Raw genomic sequence first — 22,489 nt, 5'->3', positions numbered from 1 at the left:
TAAGAGAAAAGCAAGATCTTGAAGCTTATGTGTTTTCCAATATAGAAAGAAAAAAAATGGCTTTGAGTAGAATTTTAAAATTATATTATTTAAGATTTTTTAGATTAGTTTTTTAGTTTATATTTTCTCATATCCTCTTTTGTGAAGGATAAATCTTTAAAATCAGGGGATGAGATTAACTCCATGCAAGTTTTATCCAAATTTTCCATTCCGCTTATTTGCATGCTAGCTTGTAAATTTTCATCTAAATATAAATCAAAAACTACACAAGCTTGATTATTAACCTTGTAAAGAATTTTTCCACCTTTTTTCTCATCTAGTTCATACGCTTGTAATTTATCATTTTTACTCATTTTTTTAATTTCATTTGCAAAAGATTGATGTAAGGTATAATAAATCATAAAATCACGCATAATATTTTTAATATCAGCAATTTCTTTTCTTAGTTTTGATAAATCTTTAGTGTATAAACCTATAAATTGCGTATTTAAGTATTTATTTAGACTTTTTTCATTTAAATTTTCACACAGTGAATAAATTTTAACCACGAAAGCCTTATTTTTAGCAAGCACTATATCCACACAAGCTTGTTTGTTTTGTTTGTATTCTAAAAACAAAGCTTGACTTGAACTTAAATTTAGCGTGTTTTGTTTATTATAAGCAAAATCACTTAAATCTTCATAGATATTTGCATAAGAAAAAATTCCCGCAAAAAGCAATAATAAAATTTTCATTCAAATAAATCTTTATGATGATTTTTTAAGTACTCTACTACTTCTAAGATCTCATCAACTCCTTCTTTTTGAGTATTTTGACAAACATCATCAATACAATCAATATAAAGTCCAATTGCTTTTTCTAATTTTGCTCTTTTTACCCCAGCAAACAAAAGCATTGCCTCTAAAACTATGCTTAATTCATATTGTAAATTTTCTATTTCTTCTTTAAAATCATGATTTGTTTTCATTATTTTCCTTTAATTCCTTACTTTTAATCAAATCCACAAATTGTGCTTTTATGAAATCATAATTAGAGCTATCTTTATACGCAGCAAACAATCCACCACTAGCATTTTTATGCCCTCCCCCATTAACCAAGCTTTTAGCCATCAAACTCACATCGATTTTATTATTTGCTCTAAAACTTAAGGTTTTTCTTGAACTAAGATCAACAAAAAAATCAAAATCGGGATTTTGCATTAAAAAATCATTTCCAATTACAGAAGTATTGCCTATATTTGAAGTTAATAAACCTTTACTTCCTTTATAAAATACACTAAATTTTTCTTTATTTACACTTAGTCTTTCTACCACAAATTTGGAAATTAAATTGCTTAAAGTATCATCATTTTCTTTTTTAAAAAAAGATTTTTTTAAGCCATGCAAATCATCATCTAAATTAATATGAGCATTTTTTTGATGAATGTATTTTCTACAAACATCAAAAAGATAAAAAAGATATTTGATATTTTCTTGTGCAAACATTACTCTATTGATTTCTTTTGCTCCAGAAACCATACCAAGCAGTACTTTTCCAAGTTCAAAGTTCTCATCTTCACTCAACCAAATATCTACTGCATTTACCACATCTACAAATTCTGACAAAGCCTTATTTTCGCCATAACATTTACTAAAAAAATCATAAACAATCTTAGTAGCACATCTTTTATCATCTAAAAAATACCAAGGATATTTTTGCATACATTCTAAGCCACTTTGATGATGATCTAAAAGTAAAAGTTTGATTTTTTTACCTTCTATAGCTTTTTGAAAATCTTCACATTGACTTAATGTTAAATTTAAATCCGTGATTAAAATCACAAATTCTTCATTAGGATTTTGCTTTAAATCTTCCTCTATATTTTTAAAAATCACATTAAAATTTTCATTAATCTCTTTACCATAATTAGAATTATAAAAATAACAATTCTTAAAATAAAAATCTAGCACATACTGACAAGCATAACCATCTAAATCCGTATGTGAAAGATGATAAATTTTCATATTTTTCCTTTATAAATTATCAACTTTTATGATGCCTTCTGTTTCAAATTTGGTATTTTCTGCAATCTCAGCAAAACTTAAAACCGTAATATTAATACCAAAATTAGAACAAATATCAGCGATAAATTTTCTAAGTTGTGGCTCAACACAAAGCAAGAAAGGCTTAATTCTTGTATTTGCCACACTTGCAAGTTCAGCTTTTAAAGCTTCCACCAAAGCACCAGTTTGAGCTACATTTATCATTAAATGATACGAACCATCTTTAAACTGCACATGCTCCATTAATTTTGCAGCCGCAGCAGCATCAAAAATATAAAAGCTAATTTGTCCTTTTTCATCCACATATAAATTTGTAATTGCTCTTGCTAAAGAGGCCCTTACATGCTCAATAATCATATCCAAACTCTTACTTACTTCAGCTATATCACTAATTGATTCTAAAATTGTAAGCATATCTTTAATAGGAATATGTTCTTTAAGTAAAGCTTTTAAAACTTTTTGGATTAAACCTATACTAGCAACTCTTAAACAATCATCTACCACGATAGGATAATCATTTTTGATTTTATCCAATAAATTTTGAACCTCTTGTTTAGTTAAAAGCTCTGAAGCATTAGCTTTTATAAGCTCACTCATATGGGTTGAAATCACACTTGCTGGATCAATTACAATATAACCATTTAACGTTGCCTCATCTTTTAAAGATGATTCTATCCACAAAGCATCAGAATTAAAAGCAGGTTCTTTAGTAGCTATACCTTCGATAGGTTCAGTTATAAAACCACTATCCATAGCTAGATATTTATCAGGATAAATTTCAGCACTAGCTATACCCACACCTTTGAGTTTAAAAGTATATTCATTAGGCTTTAATTGTAAATTATCTCTAATTCTAATTTTAGGCATTAAAAAGCCTAAACTTTGAGCTATATTGCGTCTTGTTGATCTAATACGCTCTGTTAATTCACTTTCTGCTAACTTAATAAGTCCATAACCTAATTCTAATTCTAAAATTTCTAATTTTAAAATATCTGTGATTTTATTTTCTTCTTCTTTTAAAATTTCTTCCTCACTGCGTTTTTGAGGTTTATTTTGCTCTTGTTCATCAGCTTCTTGGGATTTTTTAGCCGAAATTGCGTTGATTTGAATTTTACCCTCTTGCACTTGCTTTATCATATAACCAAGACCCAAAAATACCAAAGCCATAAAACCCAAAGAAAAATGTGGTAAACCAGGTACTAAAGCAAAAATAAATAAAACAAAACCTACAATTAGTAGTGTTTTATATTCTCCTAAAAGCTGATTAATAGAACCTTCAGCAAAATTATCCTCATCTTTACTAGCACGCGTGATAATGATAGCAGTTGCTGTTGAAGTTATAAGTCCAGGAATTTGAGAAACAAGTCCATCACCTATTGTTAATATAGTATAAGTTGAGGCACATTCTCCAAGCTCCATATCATGCTGAAAATAACCTATCATAAAGCCACCAATTAAATTTACAATAGTAATGATAATCCCAGCAACAGCGTCTCCTTTTATAAATTTAGAAGAACCATCCATCGCTCCATAAAAATTTGCCTCAGCTATGATTTCTTGACGTCTTGCACGTGCAGTTTTTTCATCAATCAAACCTGCATTTAAATCCGCATCAATAGCCATTTGTTTACCTGGCATTGCATCAAGAGTAAATCTTGCTTGAACTTCAGAAACCCTTGTACTACCTTTAGTTACAACCATAAAATTAATCAAAACCAAAATACAAAAAACAACCATACCTATAACATAATTACCACCAACAACAAATTCTCCAAAACTTGCCACTATATCACTAACAGCAGCTGGACCTTGATGACCCTCACTTAAAATCATACGCGTTGTGGCAATATTAAGTGAAAGTCTAAAAAGCGTGATAATTAAAATCAACGTCGGAAAAGTTGTTAAATCCGTAGGCTTTGGTATATATAAAGAAATTAAAATAATTAAAACCGAAATTGCTATACTTAAAGCAAGAAAAAAGTCTAAAACTATACTTGGTAAAGGTACTATAATAATAGCTAAAATTGCAATAATTACAGCTACTATAGTTAAGCTTTTTGCCTTTAAAATAGGTGCAACAAGTGGAGCAACCCAAGGCAACACTAAGCTAAAAATATCTCTTTTAGCCATTATTTTGAATAATATCCTCTAAAGTAATAGAAACTAAAAAATCATCGATTTTATTTTGAAGTTTCACTAAAATTGGCATAATTTTACAATTATCTTCTTTTTGAGAAGGGCAAATTCCATTGCTACACTCAAAAACATTAATAGATTTTTTCTCTACGCTATTAATAATTTCTTTTAAAGTATATTCACTTGGCTTTTTAACAAGCATAAATCCACCTTTAGCACCCTTATAAGATTTCAAAAGTGCATCTTTAGCAAGAGCTTGTAAAATTTTTGCTAAAAAACTTTTTGGTATATCCAAAACGTTTGACATAGTATCTACATCTTGCGGTTCTTGAGATTTTGCTATATGAATTAAAGACAATAAAGCATATTCGCTAGCTTTGGTAAATAACATTTGTTCCTTTCAAGTTATAAATATAATATATTATTTTTGGTTATTAATAAAAATTTTTATTATATCAAAAATAAGTATCGATAAATATTAAATTTCATATTTTTTAAAATTCAGCATTTTTTTTGTTTTTTTAGTTATAATTGCACTTTTTATTTTAAATACCGCTCAGGAGGTCTATTATGGCTTTAGATTCGGCTAAAAAAGCAGAAATAGTTGCAAAATTTGCTAGAAAAGAAGGAGATACAGGTTCTCCAGAAGTTCAAATCGCACTTTTAAGTGCAAGAATTTCAGATTTAACAGAACACTTAAAAATCTACAAAAAAGATTTTTCTTCTCGTTTAGGTCTTTTAAAGCTTGTTGGTCAAAGAAAAAGACTTTTATCTTATCTAAAAAGAAAAGATTATCAAGCTTACACTAAATTAATCAGCGAATTAAACTTAAGAGATAAATAAGCCTCGTGCTTATTTATCTTTATATATTTTTTATTATATTTATTTACTACTACTTTAATTTAAGCTTTCAAAATTTTGATATTTTATTCACAAGAGTTTCACAATGTGATTTTAGCTTCTAAGCACCTAAAAATAGCACTTTAAGTTTTATGAATAAAAATATTTTTCACATTTAAATTTATTGATTTTTAAAGTTTTTTCACTTTTGCTATAAAAAACCCATCTGCATAGTCATCTGGTAAAACTCTTTTGGCAAATGATAAATCAAACTCATCACTTTTTGAGTAAATAAAATTAACATTAGCTAAATCAAAATCAAGCAATTCTAATTTAAAATTTTCATTTCTTAATGCATTTTCTAAAACTGCTTCATTTTCTTCTCTTAAAAATGTACAAGTACTATACACCAACTCACCACCATGTTTTAAAGCCAACAATGCTGAATGCAAAAGTTTTTTTTGCAAATTTGCTATTTGCTTAATTTCTTTTGTGTTTTTTTGTATTTCAAAACCCATTTTTGCAAAAGTTGAGCAAGGTGCATCAAGTAAAATTTTATCAAATTTCAAAGGACAAGCTTTACCTATAGTGCGTGCGTCTTTTAAAAAACATTTTGCAATTTTAACTTGATAATTATCCATAGTAGTTTTTAAGGTAAAAAAACGTGTTTTAGATAATTCACAACTTGCTAAATAACCCTCATTTTGCATAAAATTAGCTAAATTTAAGCTTTTTCCACCAGGAGCTGCACACATATCTAGCACACTCTCACCAGCTTTAACACCCAAAGTTTTAGCACATAAGTATGAAGAATAATTTTGTATATAAAACTTACCCTCTTCAAAAGCTTTCAGTGAACTTAATTTGCTTTTGAAAATACTAGGTATTTTATAGCAATATGGATCAATTTTTTCAAATTTTATATTTTCATTATTTAAAATTTCTTCTAGTTTTTCATTATCAACAAGTAAGGAATTTCTAAAAATATTAATATATTTTTCTTGATTAAAACTTTGAAAGATTTGTTCTTTTTGCTCTTTTGTATAAATTTCATCTAAAGCTGTATTTAAATCAAGTAAGGCCATAAAAATCCTTTAAAAATAAATACGCAGCTAAAGAATCAAGCTTGCCATCTTTTTTCTTTAAATTCACCATGCCAAGTTCTTGTGCGTTTTTAGAACTAAAACTCTCATCAACAAAAAAAACTTCTTTGTCAAAATCAAGTAAAGATATGAAATGCTCTACCCTTTTTCGCATTTCATCTTCACTAGATCCACCTAAAGGAATTCCTACTACTAAAGTATTGATATCATACTCTTTGATATATTTTTTTACCTCATTTGCTGCTTGATTACGATTTTTTCTAATAATAGCTTCAAGTGGCATAGCTATGCTTTTATTAATACACAATGCAACACCTATACGCTTTAAGCCTATATCTAATGCTAAAGTTTTCATAAACAAGTTCTTATTTTTACTCCAGAAATTTCTACCAAACCCTCAAGTTCATACTCATAAACTCTATCGCCAAATTTTTTTAAAACTTTTTCTAAATCGTCTTCATGTTTTAAAAAACTTAACAAATCATCTTCACTTTGCTCATGATGAAGTTCTCCAAACATTCTTACAAATTCTTCAAAATCATGAATTAAATTTGCTTTTTTTGTAGCTAAAAGTAGATTTGTCCCTTCGCTTTCATTTTTCCTATGAGGTAATACATATATAGGTTTATTCATACTTAAAGCAAGCCTTGCGCTTTGCATAGAACCACTTTTTAAATCAGCTTGAGCTATTACAACAACCTCACTTAAAGCAATAATAAGTCTATTTCTTAATAAAAAATCATAGGGCTTTGCCTTGTAATTTCCTTCATTTTCACTTAAAGCCAAAGCATTTTCATAAATATTTAAAATTTCATTTGTGTTTGCTTTTGGATAAATCTCATCAAGCCCATTAGCAAATATAGCTATGGTTTGAGGATAAGCTATTTTAGCTGCTTGGATATCCACCCCCAAAGCTCCGCCACTTACTACACAAACCTTAGCTTTTTTTAACAAAGTCACCAATTCAACAAGACAATTTTTAGTATAAACACTCATTTTTCTAGAACCTATAATAGCTACTTTTCTAGCATTTAAAAGCTCTAAATTACCTTTATAATAAATCTTTGAAGGTGGATTTAAAAGATTTTTAAAATCTTCAATATTCTCAATAAATTTCATTTAAATACACAAGCTCAACTGAATTTAACAAATCTTTACTTTGCACCAAAGCCTTAAAAGTCTTTTCTCTTGGATGACCAATAGCGATAGCAAAACCTTTCTTTTTTGCCTCTTCTACTGCTTGTCTGAGTTGGTTTTTAATATATGCTATATCATCTTCATTATCCAAAAAAACATCTCTAGCTATATAAGGTTGTTCAAAATGACTTACTAAAATTTTAGCTTTAGAATTTCCTATAGTTCTTGAATCTACAAAAATAAAATCATTTTGTTTAAAGGCGCTAAATAATTTTTCCATAGCCTGCTTATTTGCAGTAAATAAACTTCCTGTGTGGTTGTTAATAAATTTTACTTTTGGAAATTGCTCTTTTACAAAAGCTACGCGTTTGCTTATTTTTTGCATATCATCGCTAGGGTGTAAAGTGTTTAATTCTGCCTTGTCATATTTTATAGCAGCAAGGGGCAAATGCACCATAAAAAAGTCAAAATCCTTTGCGAACTCAGCTGTATAAGGATGGCGTTTATCAGGTGGAAAAAAAGATGGGATTAATTTTAAATTTGTTTTTTTAAGCATATCTACATGAGTGTGACTTGCCATATCATCTATAATAATTGCTAGACGAGGTTTGCTATTTTTTTGCACTAAGATTTGAGTTTTATTATTCTCGTTTTTATCTGATATATTTTGCTCTTTATTGATTAATTCTTTACTTGTATTTTGATCTATTACTTCTAAAATTAAAGTTTGATTATCCTCTTTAGTTTGATTTAACTCTGTATTTACAGGGTTTAAATTTAAAATTTCACTAATATTTTTATCTAAAAATTCTAATTTTTCATTTTCTAAAGTCAAATTTATATCATTAAAACTAAAATTGCTTTCTTGTTCTTTTGTAGGTGGTAATGGTTCTTTTTTAACTATGGTTTGATTATAGTCTAAGGTTTTATTTTCTTCTTTTTTTAAAAACAAAGCTCCAAATGCAAAAAGAAAAATTCCAAACACAATAAGACAAAGCGCTAGAAGCACTTTGTATTTTTTATTTATAGTTTTCAAATTAGTTTTTATCTTTATCGACTAATTTTTTAGCGCTAATCCAAGGCATCATAGCGCGAAGTTCGCGTCCTGTTTTTTCTATCAAAGAATCATTCATTAATTTACGCTCTGCGTGCATTCTTGCAAAATTTGCTCTTCTTTCTAAGATAAAATCTTTAGCAAAACTTCCATTTTGTATGTCTTTTAAAACACCTTTCATAGCCTCTTTAGTTTCTTTGGTAATAATCTTAGGTCCTGTGATATAATCTCCATATTCAGCTGTATTAGAAACAGAATATCTCATATCAGCAATACCGCCTTGATAAATCAAATCTACAATTAATTTCATTTCATGCAAACACTCAAAATACGCCATTTCAGGCTCATATCCTGCTTCAACTAAGGTTTCAAAACCAGCTTGGATTAAAGCACTAAGTCCTCCACAAAGCACCGCTTGTTCGCCAAATAAATCTGTTTCAGTTTCAGCTTTAAAAGTCGTTTCTATAATACCTGTTCTACCACCGCCTATAGCGCTAGCATAACTTAAAGCTAAATTTTTAGCATTTTTACTCTCATCTTGGTGGATAGCAATTAAACAAGGAGTACCCCCGCCTATACTAAATTCATGCCTTACAGTATGACCTGGAGCTTTAGGAGCTATCATAATCACATCTATGCCTTTTGGAGCAATAATTTGTCCATAGTGGATATTAAATCCATGTGCAAATGCTAGAGTTTTACCTGCTTTTAATTCAGGTTTAATTTCTTCATTAAAAATTTCACTTTGAATTTCATCAGGAGCTAAAATCATAATCAAATCTGCTTCTTTAGTAGCTTCTTTTACGCTTTTTACTATAAAATTTGCTTTTTGAGCTTTTGCCCAACTTTGCCCACCCTCTTTTAAGCCTATGATCACTTCTACACCACTATCTCTTAAATTCATAGCATGAGCATGACCTTGAGAGCCAAAACCTATAATAGCTACTTTTTTTGATTTTATTAAATTAATATCACAATCTTTATCATAATAAATTGATACAGCCATTATGCACTCCTAAAATTAAAATTAAAGCAAAGATTATAACTAAAAAATATAAATTTAATCCTTTTATGATAAAATTTAAGTTTTGAAAAATTACTATAAAGAGTCTTATGAAAGAATTATTTAATCAACTAAGTTATGGTCTAAATGCTAATGAAATTACCAATAAAAACAAGCAAATAATTAGAGAATTATTAACTTGTGATATTATTAAATTTTATAAAAACAAATACTATTTAAAAGATGGCTTTACTTTTGGTAAAATTGATATTTCTGTTAATGGAACGGGATTTTTAGAAAGTTTTGATCCTGCTTTTAAGCGTGATTTACTCATAGAAAATAAAAATTTAAAAGGAGCAAATTATGCTGATATAGTTGTGGCAAAATTACTTCCTCTTAAAAAAAAGCGCCCAAGTGCTAAAGTTATTTTAATACTTAAAAGAGCCCATGAAACATCTTTGGTTATGACTAAAAAATACGGCGAAGCAGTCCTTGGAGTAAATATTCAAACAGGACTTACATGTGCCTTAAAAGCCTCTCAAAAATCCTTAAAAGCTCTGCCTTTAGGAACTATTTTAAAAATAGAAAATCATGATAATAATATCACTGAAGTGATAGGGCATATTGATGATGATTTTGTGGATGAAAAAATTTCCTTAGCACTTTTTAATAAAAATGCAATTTTTGATAATTTATGTGAAAATGAAGCAAAAGCTTATGGAGATAAAGTTGATGTAAGTATGTATCCATCAAGAAAAGATCTTAGAAATTTAAATTTTTGCACCATTGATCCAATTGATGCAAAAGATTTTGATGATGCAATTTATTATGATAAAAATGAACATGCCATTTATGTAGCCATAGCTGATGTAAGTGCTTATGTGCATGCTTATAGCGCCATTGATAAAGAAGCAAGATCAAGAGGCTTTTCGATTTATTTTCCTCATATTGCTATACCTATGTTGCCAAGAGCTTTGAGTGAAAATATTTGCTCACTAAAACCTAATGAAGATAGGTTAGCATTTTGTTTTAAAATAAGCTTAGATCAAAACAATGAAGTGATTAAAGAAGAGCTTTTTGAGGCTATTATCAACTCAAAACGCCGTTTTAATTACGATGAAGTTGATGAGTATTTACAAACGCAAGAAGATTTAGGTGCGATTAATTGGCTTTATGAGGTTTTCAAAATCACTCAAAATTTACGAAAAAAACGATTAAAAAATGCTTGTGAGTTTAAAACCCAAGAGCTAAGAATGACTTTAGATGAAAATAATAAACTCATAAAAACACGCCTTGAAAATGACACTGCCTCGCATAATTTAATCGAAGATTGCATGCTTTTAGCTAATAAAGCTGCAGCAAAACTCATTGATATAGGAGTTTTTAGAAATCATTTAAGTCCTGATTATAAAAAAATAGATCAATTGCTAGCTGATCTTTCAACACTTAGTATAGATATTAATCCTAAAAATAATGTCATAGAATTATTTAAAGACATTCAAGTCTTAGCAAATGAGCTAAATATAAGAGAAGAAGTAGATAAACTCATCATCAAGGCGCAAAAAAAAGCAGAATATTCTAGTGAAAATGCAGGGCATTTTGGCTTAGGTTTTGATAAATATACCCATTTTACAAGTCCTATTAGAAGATATTCTGATCTTATTTTGCATAGACTTTTAAAGGCTAAAATCAACAATGATGAAAAAATGTTTAATTATTTACTTTTAAATATACAAAGCACTTGTGAGGAATTAAGCTTATTAGAAAGAGAAGCAGATAAGGTTGCTTGGCATTTCATGGATAGAAAATTTGCAAGATGGGCAAAAGAAAATATAGGAAAAAGATTTAAGGCTTTGGTGGTAGAAAATCAAAGTTCATTGCAAGTAAAATTAAATGATGAAATTAAAGGAGCTTTGATTACCATCATAGGTTCAAGGGCAAATTTATTAGAAAATGTAGAAGTAGAAATCACTGAAGTGGATATTGTTAGTGCTAAAATTTTTGGCAAAATCACCAAGCATTTTAGTTTAGAAAGAAACCAAAATGTATAAAAATCAACTCCAAAGCTTACTTAATAGCAATAGTTTTCCTAATTATTTCTTGCTTTATGGAGCGGATAATTTCCAAATAGAGCTTTATGCTAAATTTATTAAAGATAAATACTCTTTTGATGAGAGTTTAAGATTTTATTTTGAAGAATATGATTTTAAGCAAGCTTATGATTATTTATCTAGCGCTTCCTTATTTAGCGAAAGAAAACTACTAGAAATCAAAACTCAAAAGAAAATCCCAAGTAAAGAACTCAAACAACTTTTACAGCTTTGTCAAAATTCACAAGATAATTATTTTTTACTTGAAATTTATGATGAAAGTTCTAAACAAAGTGAAGCGGAGAAAATTTTTTCTAATAATTTTTGTAGATTTTATAGAGTAAATTCAGCTAAGGAGGGCATGGAGTTACTAGCTTTAAAAGCTAAAGAGTTAAATATTAACATCACTCAAAATGCCCTTTATACTCTTTTTTATAATTTTAATGAAAATTTATATTTAGCAGCTAATGAGTTAAATAAATTTAATGGTTTAAATATCGATGAAAAAATCATTCAAGAGCATTGTTATAGTTTAAGTACTATTAGTTTTGAAAGTTTTTTTGATAAATTAATGCAAAAACAAGATTTAAGAAACGAACTTGAAAATATTTTAGAAAATTATAATGAAATAGCATTGATTAACGCCTTATATGCAAATTTTTCTAGACTTTTTAAAATTGCATTACATGTTAAAATTTATGGGAATTTAGACTTAAAAGAAATTTTAGGCTATGCCCCGCCTATTTCTGTGGCACAAAATCTTCAAAAACAAGCTCTTATGATTAAAATATCACAATATAAACATATCTTTTTGACACTTTGTAATTGCGAATATGAATTAAAAAAGAATTCTAAAATAGAAAAAAAAGAGTTTTTAATCGCAACTCTTTTACAACTTAGTTCCATGTTGAAAAGTTAAATTAAGAAAACTTATGGTAAAATAAAATTTGCATTTTATGCAAATCCTTGCCTAAAAATTTTAGGCTTTATATCCATAAGGAGAAATTAAATGAGACATTATGAAGTTTTATTCATATTAAAACCGACACTTACAGAAGAAGAAGTAAGTGCTAAGTTGGAATTCGTAAAAGAAGTCCTTACAAAAAATGGCGCAGAAATTGAAAGCGTAGTTCCAATGGGAACAAGAAAACTTGCGTACAAAATTAAAAAATACGAAAGAGGAACTTATTTTGTGATTTATTTCAAAGCTCCTACAAATTTAATAGCAGAGCTTGAAAGGGTATTAAGAATCACTGAAGAAGTAATTAGATTTTTAATCGTAAAATATGAAAATAAAAAAGAAATTGCGGCTTGGGAAAAACTAAGCAAAGGTATCAAACAAAATAAAAAAGAAATCAAAGCTAGCGAAAGTACAGAAGGCTAATTAATGTTTAATAAAGTCGTTTTAGTAGGTAATCTTACAAGGGATATAGAGATGCGCTATGCTCCATCAGGTAGCGCAATAGGCTCTTCTGCTATAGCTGTAACAAGAAGATTTAGTACAAATACAGGAGAAAAAAGAGAAGAAACCTGCTTTATCGACATTAGTTTTTTTGGTAGAACAGCAGAGATTGCTAATCAATACCTTAACAAAGGTAGTAAAGTTTTAATTGAAGGTCGTTTAAGATTTGAGCAATGGAGCGATCAAAATGGACAAAATAGATCAAAACACAGTATTCAAGTTGAGAATTTAGAAATGTTAGGTTCAACTGTACAAAATAACCAACAAAACAATTTTGACAATCAAAATTATGGTTATAATCAAAATTTTAACCAACAACAAAGTTTTGATCCTTATGCTCAAGTACAAACTAGAACAAATCCATCTAATACTTATCAAAATCCTCAAAAAGAACCCCCTATGAAGGAAATTGATATTGATAAATATGATGATGATACAGAATTACCATTTTAAAGGAAAAAATCATGGCAGAAAAAAGAAAATATTCACGTAAATATTGCAAATACACTGAAGCTAAAGTTGATTTCATTGACTATAAAGATACAGCATTATTAAAACATGCTTTATCGGAAAGATTTAAAATTATGCCACGCCGTTTAACAGGCACTAGCAAAAAACACCAAGAAATGGTTGAAGTTGCTATTAAACGCGCAAGACATGTAGCACTTATCCCTTATATCGTAGATAGAAAAGAAGTTGTTACTAATCCTTTTGAAGGATTATAATTATTAAATCAAACCCAAGCTTTTTAGCTTGGGAAAATAAAAGGTTGTTTTATGTTTTCAGATATAGAATCTGAAATTTATGTTATCTTACTTGCTTCTGTTGCTATTATAGCAGTTTTAAATCCTTTTGGAAATCTTCCTCAATTTCTCGCAATGACTGAGGGCTTAGATGCTGATACAAGAAAAAAACTTTTTAGAAATATCATTTATACTGCATTTTGTATTGTTTTAGTTTTTTTACTTTCTGGGCCATTTATCATGAAATATTTATTTAAAATAGATATTAATGATTTACGAGTTGCAGGTGGTTTGATTTTAATCATTATGAGCACTAAAAACTTACTTTTTACTCCATCAAGTTCTCAATTTCAACATTATCAAGGATTAAGTCATAAAGAATTATTGAAAAAAAGTATAGTCCCAATGGCATTTCCTATGCTAGTAGGTCCTGGAACACTTTCAACGATAGTGGTTATTTCAGAAGATCAAAATTTAGCTATAGCTATAGCTTCTGTACTACTTACCTTTGCTTTTATTTTTGTTTTATTCCACTTTTCAGCTACCATTGAAAAAGTCATAGGAAAACTTGTGCTTTATGTTTTTTCACGTATTGCTTTAGTTTTTATTATGGCTATGGGAGTAAAAATGATAGCCATTGGAATTCAAACTTACATTCAATCTAATTTAGGATAAACAAAAAAACTTTTTTGTAAAAACACTTCTTCATTTACTGCTTTATTGTCATTTAATAACACGCTAATATTTACCGCTATAATGCTTTTTGCATTAGCAACATTTGCTATCAATTTATATCCTTTACACTCACCCAAAGGATAGGCATAATCAATTCGTATTTTTATATTATTATATTCAAAATTATATTCATTTAAGCATTCTTTACCCTCTAAATAGGCTTGATATAAAAAATATTTAGAAAGCTCTTTTACATCATGAAGTAAAATCTTCCCTTGGGTATAAAGAGTTAAATCTTTCATAATTCTTGGAGAATATGAAGAAATTTTTATTACAAATGCCATAACAAAAGAGATAAATAAAATAAAAGATATTGTATAAACCATAGCAAACGATTTTTTCATAAAAACATCCACTTTGATAAACATTCATTTTGACTTTTATCGCATATTAGAACTTTTAGCGTCTTATCATCTTGCTTGAAAATAAGCCTTGAAATATTTTGAGCTAGTAAAAAAGATCGTTTGTTATGATTTAAATCATCTATTTGCATATAAATATTTTCATTTTCTAAATATACTCTAACATAAGCATATAAAATAGTATAAAATCCACTAAATTTCTCACTATTAAAATGGATTTTCTCTCTATCACTAACTAGTGCTTTATAAATTTTTGAATTTTGTATATCATAAAAATACATATAATCATTAGCATATATTTTTAACTTTTTTTCACTATGCATATCTTTATAATTACTTAAAATTCCTTTAGAACTTCCATTTTCTATAAAATGTAAATTGCTTTTTGGACTAAAAAAACTTTCATTGTTTTCTAAAATAATGCCACTAAAGTTTAATTTTTTTAATGATAAATCATAAAAAATATCATCATTTGCACTCATATAGCACTCAAAAGAACTACTTGTCAATGTCGCATTTAAACAAGAGTGATAAATTTTTTCCATACTAAGCAAAGTTTGGTTTAAATTTAAAAATACTGTGTTGGAATTTTTAATTTTATAACTATGATTATAAAGATGTATAGCCGGATTGCTTAAGATAGCAATCAATACACCCAAGATAACAATGCTTAGCGCAAGCTCTAATAAACTAAAAGCTTTTTTCATCTATAAAAGCTTCTTTATAGGATAAATCTTTTACTTTTAAAGATTTGAGTTTAAACTCATCACTAGTGTATTCTAAAAAGTTATAAGTATTTATATTTACTTCTTTTGCTTTATATGAAGGATTTTGCATAAATAACTCTTTTTCTTCATTAAAAAGGATTTGATTTTGCCATATAACATTTAAAGATTTATTTGCAAATATAAGATAATAAAATCCAAAAACAAAAGATAAAATTACAATACAAAAAGCAAGCTCTAGGAGACTAAAAGCTTGCTTCATTTGTTTAAACTTGCATTAAAAGCTTCAAAAAAAGTACCGCGCAAAGCTCTTTTTTCTAAAGCCTCAACTCCTCTTATAGTTACCCCTGCTGGAGAACAAATTTTTTCTTTGATAATAGCAGGATGTGTATGGTTAAACAAAGCACTAAAGCTTTCAAAACAAGCGCGAGTAAGCTCATAGCTAAGCTCATTTTTTAAACCATTTTTAACACCTGCATTTGCTAAACTTTCTGCTACCAAAGCCAAAAACGCAGGAGCACACCCACTTAAAACCATAGCCACATCAAATTCTTTTTCATTTTGCAAACTTATGGCTTTACCAAAAGTATTTAACAAAGATAAAATTTCATCTCTATATGAATCATTTTCCATCAAATACGCAGTCGCTGAGGCTTTAAATTCAGCTGCTGTATTTGGCATGATTTTTATATAATTTTGCGCATTAACACAATGAAGTTGCTCAAAAGTAGTATTTGCTAAAACTGAAATAAGCCATCTTGCCTTGCCTTTTAATTTAACAGCTACTTCTTCTAAAGCATAAGGTTTAAATGCTAAAATAACATTTTTATCTTCTAAATCAAATTCTTCATAAGATAAAACTTCTAAATTTAAACTACTAGCTTTTTTTAAATCTCTAGCAACAATAACTACTTTATAAGTATCTTTCAAACCTTTAGCTATAGCACTTGCCATAGCACCATTTCCTAAAATATAAATTTCAGACATTATTTTGTTTGTTTAATAAAAGCTGAAATCTTTTCAGATTGAAAATAATTAGGATATTTACTTGTATCTAAAATCACTTGCACTAAAGAATTATTATCATAATTCATCACAACAGGTGCTAAAAAATTCACAGTAGATTCTTCTAATGGCTCATTAATAGCCACTATAACAAATACGCCAAAATTAGTTTGTTCATTTAAAGCTAATAATTCTTGATAATAATCAGGTACTTCAAAATCATAATCAGGACGGATCATATAAGGATCAATCATTACAAAAGAAAAATCTTTGCCATCAAGGCTTTTAAGTCTATAAAAAACCTCATCTATTTTGTAAAAGTTCATATTTTTGGTATCTTCAAACCCCAAAATAGGACATTTAACTTCTAAGTTCATTTTGCCTCCTAAAATCTATTGACTAAGAAATTACAACTCATAAAGCAATTTTAGTTCCAACTTTTTGATTATAATTTTAATTTAAAAATTAACATTTTCATAAACATAAAAACACTATAATTATAAACTATATAAATTTATAAGGTAACGTCATGAAAAAACTTTTTATTTTTTCGCTTATTATTGCAGGTTTATTTTTAGGAGCATGCAGCTCAAAAAAGGCTGAAGATTTATATAATCTAAGTTCAATGGAATGGTATCAACAAATTATAAAAGATTTACAAGAAAAAAATCTTGAAGCAGCTGATAAACATTATACCTCAATGGCAGCTGAGCATATTGCTGATCCATTATTAGAACAAACTTTACTTATATTAGCCCAAGCTCACATTAGTGAAGAAGAATACGAAATGGCAAATTTTTATCTTGATGAATATTTAAACAAATTTGGTGACTCAAAAAATGTAGCTTATATAAGATATTTAAAAATCAAAGCCAAATTTGACTCTTTTGCTGTACCAAATCGCAACCAAGCGCTAATGCTAAAAACAATAGAAGAAATCAATGAATATAATCAAAATTACCCTAATGTGCAATATAATGATTTAATTGATACCATGCTTACTAAATTTAATCTTGCAGTTTTTTACCTTGATACAAGCATAGCAGAGTTATACGAGAAAAAAAATAGAGAGCAAAGCTATGAGATTTATAAGCAAAAAATAGAAAATTCCGATTTTAATAAAATCGATATGATTAAACCAGAACTTCCATGGTATAGAAAAATATTTGAAGAAGGTATAATGTAATGAAATTAGAAAATACTCAAAACTATCCAACAAAACTTCCTGTTCTTGTAGAAGATGAGCTTTTTTTATACCCTTTTATGATAACACCAATTTTTTTAAATGACATGCAAAATATCAAAGCCTTAGATACTGCTTTACAAAATGAAAGTATGATTTTTGTAGCACCATCAAAAATTGAAGGTGGGCGAGGTTTTGATGATATTTATGATTGTGGTGTTATTGGAACTATTATGAGAAAAGTTCCACTACCTGATGGTAGAATTAAAATTTTATTTCAAGGCTATGCTAAAGCTAAGATTCTTGAGAAGATCTCAGATGATCCTTTATTTGCGTTAGTTGATTTAATTCATCAAGAGCCACTATGCAACACAAAAAAAGAAGCAATCATCGAAGTGGTAAGAGAAAAAGCCAAAGCTTTATCTACTGTGAGCCACTATTTTCCGCCTGATCTTTTAAGAACCATAGAAGAAGATGTCGAACCTAGTAGAATTTGTGATTTAATACTAAATTCTATCAAAATCAAAAAACAACAAGCATATGAATTTTTTATCGAAACTAATTTAGAAACCAAGCTTTTAAATTTAATTGATTATTTAGCTAAGGAAATCGAAGCAAATAAAATCCAAAAAGAAATCAAAAACAAAGTTCATTCTAAAATAGATAAAGTCAATAAAGAATATTTCCTAAAAGAACAACTCAAGCAAATTCAAAGAGAGCTTGGAAGTGACATACAAAAAGAAAGCGAAGTAGAAGAATACAATAAAAAATTAGAAAAGAAAAAAGATTTCATGTATGAAGAAGCTTACAAAGAAATCAAAAAACAAATTCAAAAATATGAAAGAATTCATCAAGATAACTCAGAAGCATCTATGGTACAAACTTACATAGAAACAGTTTTAGATATACCTTTTGAACACTCTTCAAAGAAAAAACTTAATTTAAAAGATGTATCTTTGCAACTTAACAGTGATCATTATGCATTAGAAAAACCAAAAGAGCGTATTGAAGAATACTTTGCAGTTAAAGAACTTTTAGAAAAACGTAAAATTAAAGATAGAGATGGCGCAAAAGTTATCTTGTGTTTAGTTGGGCCTCCAGGTGTTGGTAAGACTTCTTTAGCAAATTCAGTTGCCAAGGCACTAAAAAGGGAATTAGTACGCATAGCTTTAGGTGGTTTAGAAGATGTAAATGAATTAAGAGGGCATAGAAGAACCTATATAGGAGCTATGCCAGGACGCATTATACAAGGACTTATAGAAGCTAAACAAAGTAATCCTGTTGTCGTACTTGATGAAATTGATAAATTAAGTCGCAACCATAGAGGAGATCCAAGTGCAGTTTTGCTTGAAATCTTAGATCCTGAACAAAATACTAAATTTAGAGATTATTATCTAAATTTCAATATCGATTTAAGTAAAATCATTTTCATAGCCACAGCAAATGATGCAAGTTTAATTCCACCTGCTTTAAAAGATAGAATGGAATTTATAGAACTTAGCTCTTACACTCCTCAAGAAAAATTCCAAATAGCCAAAAATTATCTCATACCTGATGAAATAAAAAAACATGGTCTTAAAGAAAAAGAAATTAGCTTTGATGATGAAGCTATAGAATTAATAGTCAATGAATATACTAGAGAATCAGGTGTAAGAAATTTAAGAAGAAAGATTGCTGAAGTTTGCAGAAAATGTGTTAAAAAACTTCTTTTAGAGGAAAATACTAAACACATTCAAATTAATACTGAAAATTTAAAAGATTTTTTAAGTAAGAAAGTTTTTGAGATAGAAAAGCACGAAAAAGAAAATAAAATCGGTCAAGTAAATGGACTTGCTTGGACTGCAGTAGGTGGAGATGTATTAAAAATAGAAGCTATTAAAATTAAAGGCAAAGGTGAATTAACTCTTACAGGAAGCTTAGGCGATGTGATGAAAGAATCAGCAAAAATTGCTCAAAGTCTTATTAAAAATTTAATTGATGAAAATCAAATTAAAACACCAAAAAATCTTTTTTATAAAGAAGATGAAAGCATTTACAACCAATATAATCTTCACATTCATGTTCCAGATGGCGCAACACCAAAAGATGGACCAAGCGCAGGTATAACAATCACCACAGCCATTGCATCTATTTTTAGTGACAAAAAAGTAAGATCTGATGTTGCGATGACAGGAGAGATTGACTTGATGGGTAATGTTTTACCAATAGGTGGCTTAAAGGAAAAATTAATTGCTGCTTATAAAGCTGATATTAAAACAGCAATCATCCCACATAAAAACTACGAAAGAGATTTAAAAGATATCCCAGAAGAAGTAGTAAAAAATATGAAAATAATCGGGGTAAAAACTTTAAATGAGGTGCTAAAAATAGCTCTTGCTTAAAAACTAGAAGCTTATCAAGCTTCTAGTTTATCCATAATTAATTTACTATCTTTTTCTAACTCTCTTATGTCACTAATAATTGAATCATAATCTTCTTTTGAAATATTTTCTTTTTTAGCTATTTCTATAGCTTTATTTGCAGAGTGTTGTATTTTTTCGCTCTTAGAATCCATTTCATTTTGAGAGATTAAAGGACAGAAAATACTTTTTGCATCTTCATCTTTACATAGACTAGAGATTGGATCAAGATTTTGTAGATTTTGCTGAGAACCATTAAGAGTTAGATAAACATCTGATTTATATAAAATATGGTCTATTTTCATAGCCGATAAAGTCAAATCAGAAGCAAAATTAACAAATTCTTTTCCTAAATGAGAGCTTTTATCCTCTAATTCTCTAAATGCTTCACTAAAATCAGCGATTTTACTATTAGAAGAATTTGCAATATCAAATACCTTTTCACTATTTTCTTGTATTGAGCCAATTTCTTGATTCATTACTTGAATTGCCAAGGTAATCTCGCCAGTTGCTTTTTGTGTTTTTTCAGCAAGTTGTCTTACCTCATCTGCAACTACCGCAAAACCTCTTCCATGCTCTCCTGCACGAGCAGCCTCAATAGCCGCATTTAGCGCAAGAAGATTAGTTTGATCTGCTATATCTCTAATAACTTCCACAATTGCATTAATACTCTGAGCATTAGATGCAAAAGTATCAACAGCATTTTTACTCTCATCAGCCACTTGCATCATAGAAGAAATCGAATCTTGCAAATTGCCCACTTCTAAACCATTCTTTTGAGCAGTATCTGATATGATTTTGATATCACCAAAAACTTCTCTCATCAACTTAATAATACCATTTAAAGCAGAAGATAAGTCATTTAAATTTTCATTTTGACTATTTAAACTCAAATCCATCAATTCTCTTGATAAAGCATTTTTAAAAACAGATTTTCCTGTTTTTTCTATATCATCTAAAGCTTTATTGATAAAGTTAATATTATGAACAAAAATTCCTTTTAAACCCTCAGGAATAGCTCTTCTAAAATACTCACCCTTTTGAGAACAAGCAATAGAGGTATTAATTTCTCTCAAATAAGCTTCTAAACCATCTATAGTATTATTAAGATTATCTGCAATTTCTTTAAGTTTTTTATTGCTACATTTAATGTATACAATTCTTGAATCAAAATTACCATTTTTTAATTCTCTGCTAAGATCTAAGATTTTATCACTAAATTGATCTTCTTTTTTTAAAACAACAAAAGCAAAAGCAAACAATAAAAACAAAGCCAAAGAAAATCCAAAGGAAATAAAATCCATAAAATATATAGAATTTGCACAAGATAAAACACCCAGACCAATACCAACTAATACTATATTTTTCATCAACATCCTTTTATTTTTGAATTTGTATTATTAATTCATTGTAGCTCATCCCATAAGATTTTACTACAGCATTTAATTCTTCAAGTCCTGCTTTTATACCACCTTCCTTTTCTTTTCTTACAAGAACTTTATAAATTTCTTCTATTGTTTTAACAGCTTCTGCTTTAGGTTTTCTTCTTACTGAATAATAATTTAAAATATTTTCATTAGCATCGCAAGAAGCAGTTACATTTGCAAAAACCCAATAATAATCATTAAATTTTGTTTTATTTTTTACAAAAGCAAAAACCTCTCTTTTCGTTTGAATATTATCCCATAGATATTTAAAGACAGTTCTTGGCATATCAGGATGACGCATAATACTATGAGGTTTATATAAAATTTCTTCAATTTTATAATCAGAGTATTTTAAAAAATCCTCATTAGCATAAATAATTTCACCTTTTAAATTAGTTTTTGATGTTATTAAAACATCTGAAGTTAGAACTTTTTCCAAAGACATAGATAATTTCCTTAAATTTAAATTAATCAGACTTATTATGCCTTTTTTTAAAAAACATTTTTTAAATATTTTTATAAAATTATTTTTGAAGCTCTAAAATTAGCTGATTATAACTCATACCATAAGAATTAACTATCTTCATAAGTTCATTCACTCCAGCTTTTATACCTCCAGTTTTTTCAGTTTCTAATAAAACCTTATAAACTTGCTCTATAACCAGTATAGCCTCTCTTTTAGGTTTTCTTCTTACTGAATAATAATTTATAATATTTCCTTGATCATCAAATGAGGCTGTAACATTAGTAAAAACCCAATAATAATCATTTTGTTTGGTTTTATTTTTTACAAAAGCAAAAATTTCTTTTCCATCTTGTATATAATCCCACAAACACTTAAAAACCGTTTTTGGCATATCAGGATGACGCACAATATTATGTGGTTTATACAAAATCTCATTCATTTTATAACCAGCATATTTTAAAAAATCATCATTAGCATAAATGATATCTCCTTTTAAATCTGTTTTAGAAGTTATCAATGTATCTGGTTCTAAAATTTTCTCTTGTGGCACTTTTACCCTTTTTTTGGTTTTATTTAA

27 protein-coding genes are annotated in these 22,489 nt (G+C 28.3%); 9 read left to right on the top strand and 18 right to left on the bottom strand.

Going from position 1 to position 22,489, the window contains the following annotated elements:
• Window positions 1-104: 104 nt before the first annotated feature.
• From L8W55_RS03175 to L8W55_RS03155, 5 genes are read right to left on the bottom strand one after another with little or no spacing between them, the layout of a single operon-like run.
• Complete coding sequence (locus L8W55_RS03175; protein ID WP_263677297.1) at window positions 105-734, bottom strand: hypothetical protein; 630 nt, start codon at window positions 732-734, stop codon at window positions 105-107.
• Complete coding sequence (locus tag L8W55_RS03170) at window positions 731-967, bottom strand: hypothetical protein (protein ID WP_263677296.1); 237 nt, start codon at window positions 965-967, stop codon at window positions 731-733. The genes L8W55_RS03175 and L8W55_RS03170 overlap by 4 nt, the downstream gene beginning before the upstream one ends.
• Complete coding sequence (locus L8W55_RS03165; RefSeq protein ID WP_039618500.1) at window positions 951-2,003, bottom strand: DHH family phosphoesterase; 1,053 nt, start codon at window positions 2,001-2,003, stop codon at window positions 951-953. Before L8W55_RS03165 ends, L8W55_RS03170 begins: the two co-directional genes overlap by 17 nt.
• Before the next feature lie 9 nt (window positions 2,004-2,012).
• Complete coding sequence (flhA, locus tag L8W55_RS03160) at window positions 2,013-4,172, bottom strand: flagellar biosynthesis protein FlhA (RefSeq protein WP_263677295.1); 2,160 nt, start codon at window positions 4,170-4,172, stop codon at window positions 2,013-2,015.
• On the bottom strand, window positions 4,165-4,569 hold the full coding sequence (locus L8W55_RS03155) for an Rrf2 family transcriptional regulator (protein ID WP_214125483.1): 405 nt from the start codon (window positions 4,567-4,569) through the stop codon (window positions 4,165-4,167). The genes flhA and L8W55_RS03155 overlap by 8 nt, the downstream gene beginning before the upstream one ends.
• 179 nt (window positions 4,570-4,748) lie before the next feature.
• On the opposite strand from L8W55_RS03155, the gene rpsO reads away from it, so the two are divergent.
• Window positions 4,749-5,021, top strand: a complete 273-nt coding sequence (rpsO, locus tag L8W55_RS03150; RefSeq protein ID WP_039618506.1) for a 30S ribosomal protein S15 — start codon at window positions 4,749-4,751, stop codon at window positions 5,019-5,021.
• A 188-nt stretch (window positions 5,022-5,209) separates the two neighbouring features.
• Here rpsO and L8W55_RS03145 read toward each other — a convergent pair whose 3' ends face one another.
• The 5 genes from L8W55_RS03145 to ilvC are packed head-to-tail and all read right to left on the bottom strand — an operon-like array spanning window position 5,210 to window position 9,318.
• Complete coding sequence (locus L8W55_RS03145) at window positions 5,210-6,103, bottom strand: RsmB/NOP family class I SAM-dependent RNA methyltransferase (RefSeq protein ID WP_263677294.1); 894 nt, start codon at window positions 6,101-6,103, stop codon at window positions 5,210-5,212.
• Window positions 6,090-6,476: a Holliday junction resolvase RuvX gene (gene ruvX / locus L8W55_RS03140; RefSeq protein ID WP_263677293.1), complete on the bottom strand. Its 387-nt coding sequence runs from the start codon at window positions 6,474-6,476 to the stop codon at window positions 6,090-6,092. Before ruvX ends, L8W55_RS03145 begins: the two co-directional genes overlap by 14 nt.
• A complete protein-coding gene (locus L8W55_RS03135; RefSeq protein ID WP_263677292.1) occupies window positions 6,473-7,240 on the bottom strand; it encodes a DNA-protecting protein DprA in 768 nt (255 codons plus the stop codon). Before L8W55_RS03135 ends, ruvX begins: the two co-directional genes overlap by 4 nt.
• Window positions 7,227-8,267, bottom strand: a complete 1,041-nt coding sequence (locus L8W55_RS03130; RefSeq protein ID WP_263677291.1) for a divergent polysaccharide deacetylase family protein — start codon at window positions 8,265-8,267, stop codon at window positions 7,227-7,229. The genes L8W55_RS03135 and L8W55_RS03130 overlap by 14 nt, the downstream gene beginning before the upstream one ends.
• Before the next feature lie 28 nt (window positions 8,268-8,295).
• The gene (gene ilvC, locus L8W55_RS03125; RefSeq protein ID WP_263677290.1) at window positions 8,296-9,318 is read right to left on the bottom strand and encodes a ketol-acid reductoisomerase; all 1,023 of its coding nucleotides are present in this window, start codon (window positions 9,316-9,318) and stop codon (window positions 8,296-8,298) included.
• Between the two features lie 107 nt (window positions 9,319-9,425).
• Between ilvC and L8W55_RS03120 the strand changes: the two genes are divergently transcribed.
• The 6 genes from L8W55_RS03120 to L8W55_RS03095 all read left to right on the top strand — a co-directional run bounded on the left by L8W55_RS03120 (window position 9,426) and on the right by L8W55_RS03095 (window position 14,285).
• Window positions 9,426-11,366, top strand: a complete 1,941-nt coding sequence (locus L8W55_RS03120) for a VacB/RNase II family 3'-5' exoribonuclease (protein ID WP_263677289.1) — start codon at window positions 9,426-9,428, stop codon at window positions 11,364-11,366.
• On the top strand, window positions 11,359-12,324 hold the full coding sequence (holA, locus tag L8W55_RS03115) for a DNA polymerase III subunit delta (RefSeq protein ID WP_263677288.1): 966 nt from the start codon (window positions 11,359-11,361) through the stop codon (window positions 12,322-12,324). Before L8W55_RS03120 ends, holA begins: the two co-directional genes overlap by 8 nt.
• A gap of 90 nt (window positions 12,325-12,414) precedes the next feature.
• A complete protein-coding gene (gene rpsF / locus L8W55_RS03110) occupies window positions 12,415-12,789 on the top strand; it encodes a 30S ribosomal protein S6 (RefSeq protein ID WP_012661658.1) in 375 nt (124 codons plus the stop codon).
• A gap of 3 nt (window positions 12,790-12,792) precedes the next feature.
• A complete protein-coding gene (locus L8W55_RS03105) occupies window positions 12,793-13,320 on the top strand; it encodes a single-stranded DNA-binding protein (protein WP_047208374.1) in 528 nt (175 codons plus the stop codon).
• Window positions 13,321-13,331: 11 nt separating this feature from the next.
• Window positions 13,332-13,592: a 30S ribosomal protein S18 gene (rpsR, locus tag L8W55_RS03100; RefSeq protein WP_039618521.1), complete on the top strand. Its 261-nt coding sequence runs from the start codon at window positions 13,332-13,334 to the stop codon at window positions 13,590-13,592.
• A gap of 51 nt (window positions 13,593-13,643) precedes the next feature.
• A complete protein-coding gene (locus tag L8W55_RS03095; RefSeq protein ID WP_047208375.1) occupies window positions 13,644-14,285 on the top strand; it encodes a MarC family protein in 642 nt (213 codons plus the stop codon).
• Here the strand turns inward: L8W55_RS03095 and L8W55_RS03090 are convergent.
• The 5 genes from L8W55_RS03090 to fliW are packed head-to-tail and all read right to left on the bottom strand — an operon-like array spanning window position 14,267 to window position 16,814.
• Window positions 14,267-14,689: a hypothetical protein gene (locus tag L8W55_RS03090; protein ID WP_263677287.1), complete on the bottom strand. Its 423-nt coding sequence runs from the start codon at window positions 14,687-14,689 to the stop codon at window positions 14,267-14,269. The two genes, L8W55_RS03095 and L8W55_RS03090, sit on opposite strands and share 19 nt — an antisense overlap.
• Window positions 14,686-15,414, bottom strand: a complete 729-nt coding sequence (locus tag L8W55_RS03085) for a type II secretion system protein (protein WP_047208376.1) — start codon at window positions 15,412-15,414, stop codon at window positions 14,686-14,688. The genes L8W55_RS03090 and L8W55_RS03085 overlap by 4 nt, the downstream gene beginning before the upstream one ends.
• Window positions 15,398-15,694, bottom strand: coding sequence for a hypothetical protein (locus L8W55_RS03080; protein WP_258108476.1), 297 nt, complete (start codon window positions 15,692-15,694; stop codon window positions 15,398-15,400). The genes L8W55_RS03085 and L8W55_RS03080 overlap by 17 nt, the downstream gene beginning before the upstream one ends.
• On the bottom strand, window positions 15,691-16,419 hold the full coding sequence (locus tag L8W55_RS03075; protein ID WP_263677286.1) for a pyrroline-5-carboxylate reductase: 729 nt from the start codon (window positions 16,417-16,419) through the stop codon (window positions 15,691-15,693). Before L8W55_RS03075 ends, L8W55_RS03080 begins: the two co-directional genes overlap by 4 nt.
• Window positions 16,419-16,814 carry a flagellar assembly protein FliW gene (gene fliW, locus L8W55_RS03070; protein WP_012661666.1) on the bottom strand — a complete coding sequence of 132 codons (396 nt, stop codon included), beginning with the start codon at window positions 16,812-16,814 and terminating at the stop codon, window positions 16,419-16,421. Before fliW ends, L8W55_RS03075 begins: the two co-directional genes overlap by 1 nt.
• Window positions 16,815-16,966: 152 nt before the next feature.
• Between fliW and bamD the strand changes: the two genes are divergently transcribed.
• Window positions 16,967-17,623, top strand: a complete 657-nt coding sequence (bamD, locus tag L8W55_RS03065; RefSeq protein ID WP_039618532.1) for an outer membrane protein assembly factor BamD — start codon at window positions 16,967-16,969, stop codon at window positions 17,621-17,623.
• Window positions 17,623-20,001, top strand: a complete 2,379-nt coding sequence (gene lon / locus L8W55_RS03060) for an endopeptidase La (RefSeq protein ID WP_214126804.1) — start codon at window positions 17,623-17,625, stop codon at window positions 19,999-20,001. Before bamD ends, lon begins: the two co-directional genes overlap by 1 nt.
• Window positions 20,002-20,015: 14 nt before the next feature.
• Here lon and L8W55_RS07960 read toward each other — a convergent pair whose 3' ends face one another.
• The 3 genes from L8W55_RS07960 to L8W55_RS03045 form a co-directional block, all read right to left on the bottom strand.
• Window positions 20,016-20,750: a methyl-accepting chemotaxis protein gene (locus L8W55_RS07960; RefSeq protein WP_412175265.1), complete on the bottom strand. Its 735-nt coding sequence runs from the start codon at window positions 20,748-20,750 to the stop codon at window positions 20,016-20,018.
• Window positions 20,751-21,399: 649 nt separating this feature from the next.
• Window positions 21,400-21,891, bottom strand: coding sequence for a PAS domain-containing protein (locus L8W55_RS03050; RefSeq protein ID WP_263677285.1), 492 nt, complete (start codon window positions 21,889-21,891; stop codon window positions 21,400-21,402).
• 79 nt (window positions 21,892-21,970) lie between these two features.
• The gene (locus tag L8W55_RS03045; protein ID WP_263677284.1) at window positions 21,971-22,462 is read right to left on the bottom strand and encodes a PAS domain-containing protein; all 492 of its coding nucleotides are present in this window, start codon (window positions 22,460-22,462) and stop codon (window positions 21,971-21,973) included.
• Between the last annotated feature and the right edge of the window lie 27 nt (window positions 22,463-22,489).

Source organism: Campylobacter sp. FU_520 (assembly GCF_025772385.1).
Taxonomy (GTDB): Bacteria; Campylobacterota; Campylobacteria; order Campylobacterales; family Campylobacteraceae; genus Campylobacter_D; species Campylobacter_D lari_C.
This window is presented reverse-complemented; position numbering and strand designations above follow the sequence as displayed.

Coding starts and splice junctions, on each gene's coding strand:
- rpsO (WP_039618506.1), top strand. CDS start 4,749: ATGGCTTTAGATTCGGCTAAAAAAGCAGAAATAGTTGCAAAATTTGCT.
- L8W55_RS03145 (WP_263677294.1), bottom strand. CDS start 6,103: ATGGCCTTACTTGATTTAAATACAGCTTTAGATGAAATTTATACAAAA.
- L8W55_RS03155 (WP_214125483.1), bottom strand. CDS start 4,569: ATGTTATTTACCAAAGCTAGCGAATATGCTTTATTGTCTTTAATTCAT.
- L8W55_RS03050 (WP_263677285.1), bottom strand. CDS start 21,891: ATGTCTTTGGAAAAAGTTCTAACTTCAGATGTTTTAATAACATCAAAA.
- flhA (WP_263677295.1), bottom strand. CDS start 4,172: ATGGCTAAAAGAGATATTTTTAGCTTAGTGTTGCCTTGGGTTGCTCCA.
- L8W55_RS03085 (WP_047208376.1), bottom strand. CDS start 15,414: ATGAAAAAAGCTTTTAGTTTATTAGAGCTTGCGCTAAGCATTGTTATC.
- L8W55_RS03120 (WP_263677289.1), top strand. CDS start 9,426: ATGAAAGAATTATTTAATCAACTAAGTTATGGTCTAAATGCTAATGAA.
- ruvX (WP_263677293.1), bottom strand. CDS start 6,476: ATGAAAACTTTAGCATTAGATATAGGCTTAAAGCGTATAGGTGTTGCA.
- rpsR (WP_039618521.1), top strand. CDS start 13,332: ATGGCAGAAAAAAGAAAATATTCACGTAAATATTGCAAATACACTGAA.
- lon (WP_214126804.1), top strand. CDS start 17,623: ATGAAATTAGAAAATACTCAAAACTATCCAACAAAACTTCCTGTTCTT.
- L8W55_RS03090 (WP_263677287.1), bottom strand. CDS start 14,689: ATGAAAAAATCGTTTGCTATGGTTTATACAATATCTTTTATTTTATTT.
- bamD (WP_039618532.1), top strand. CDS start 16,967: ATGAAAAAACTTTTTATTTTTTCGCTTATTATTGCAGGTTTATTTTTA.
- L8W55_RS03175 (WP_263677297.1), bottom strand. CDS start 734: ATGAAAATTTTATTATTGCTTTTTGCGGGAATTTTTTCTTATGCAAAT.
- fliW (WP_012661666.1), bottom strand. CDS start 16,814: ATGAACTTAGAAGTTAAATGTCCTATTTTGGGGTTTGAAGATACCAAA.
- L8W55_RS03135 (WP_263677292.1), bottom strand. CDS start 7,240: ATGAAATTTATTGAGAATATTGAAGATTTTAAAAATCTTTTAAATCCA.
- ilvC (WP_263677290.1), bottom strand. CDS start 9,318: ATGGCTGTATCAATTTATTATGATAAAGATTGTGATATTAATTTAATA.
- L8W55_RS03095 (WP_047208375.1), top strand. CDS start 13,644: ATGTTTTCAGATATAGAATCTGAAATTTATGTTATCTTACTTGCTTCT.
- L8W55_RS03105 (WP_047208374.1), top strand. CDS start 12,793: ATGTTTAATAAAGTCGTTTTAGTAGGTAATCTTACAAGGGATATAGAG.
- L8W55_RS03080 (WP_258108476.1), bottom strand. CDS start 15,694: ATGAAGCAAGCTTTTAGTCTCCTAGAGCTTGCTTTTTGTATTGTAATT.
- L8W55_RS03170 (WP_263677296.1), bottom strand. CDS start 967: ATGAAAACAAATCATGATTTTAAAGAAGAAATAGAAAATTTACAATAT.
- L8W55_RS03165 (WP_039618500.1), bottom strand. CDS start 2,003: ATGAAAATTTATCATCTTTCACATACGGATTTAGATGGTTATGCTTGT.
- L8W55_RS03075 (WP_263677286.1), bottom strand. CDS start 16,419: ATGTCTGAAATTTATATTTTAGGAAATGGTGCTATGGCAAGTGCTATA.
- rpsF (WP_012661658.1), top strand. CDS start 12,415: ATGAGACATTATGAAGTTTTATTCATATTAAAACCGACACTTACAGAA.
- holA (WP_263677288.1), top strand. CDS start 11,359: ATGTATAAAAATCAACTCCAAAGCTTACTTAATAGCAATAGTTTTCCT.
- L8W55_RS07960 (WP_412175265.1), bottom strand. CDS start 20,750: ATGATGCAAGTGGCTGATGAGAGTAAAAATGCTGTTGATACTTTTGCA.